The following is a 679-nucleotide window of genomic DNA, read 5'->3' on the forward strand; positions in this document are numbered from 1 at the left end:
GCCGAACTGACTCGCACCCCGGATTGCTTCCATAGAGAGCGCACGTTAAACAGGCCGTTGGCGACTTGTCGCCTTCAGGCACCTTCAGTTCTGGCACCCGCCACCTTCCATTGTTGAGTGTAATTCGACGGGAGGGAGTATGGAACTGATAGCGCTTCACAAACGCGTCATCGGACTCGACGTGCATCAGGCGCAGATCACGGCCTGCGCGATCATCGAAGACGCTGACGGCACAACGCGTATTGAGCAGCGGCAATTCGGTGCGTTCAAGCGGGATCGGCGGGCGTTGGCCGACTGGGCGGCGGCCCTCTCGCCGGACGAAGTGGTGATGGAGAGCACGGGCATTTACTGGAAGAGTCCGTACGCCGCCCTGGAAGCGGTGGGGATTCGCGGGCAGGTCGTCAATGCTCGTCATGTCAAGAATGTCCCGGGCCGCAAGACCGATGTCGGCGATGCGCAATGGTTGGCGACGCTCTCGCGTGCCGGGCTGCTGCGCGGTTCGTTCGTGCCACCGGCGAAGCTGCGTGAGTTGCGCCTGATCTCGCGGCAACGACAAAAGCTGGTCGGGCAATTGGCGTCCGAGAAGAACCGGTTGCACAAGGTCCTGACCGACGGCGGAATTCGCCTCGGCGTGGTGGTCAGCGATCTGCATGGCCAGTCTGCACGTGCCATGGTCAAA

The 679-nt window shown here is 62.0% G+C and carries 1 protein-coding gene; it reads left to right on the forward strand.

Going from position 1 to position 679, the window contains the following annotated elements; genetic code table 11:
* Nucleotides 1-139 precede the first annotated feature (139 nt).
* On the forward strand, nt 140-679 hold a 540-nt coding region (locus GO606_RS00675; RefSeq protein ID WP_246979244.1), incomplete at its 3' end, for an IS110 family RNA-guided transposase.

The sequence above is a fragment of the Aromatoleum anaerobium genome (genome assembly GCF_012910705.2).
In the GTDB taxonomy this organism is placed as follows: Bacteria; Pseudomonadota; Gammaproteobacteria; order Burkholderiales; family Rhodocyclaceae; genus Aromatoleum; species Aromatoleum anaerobium.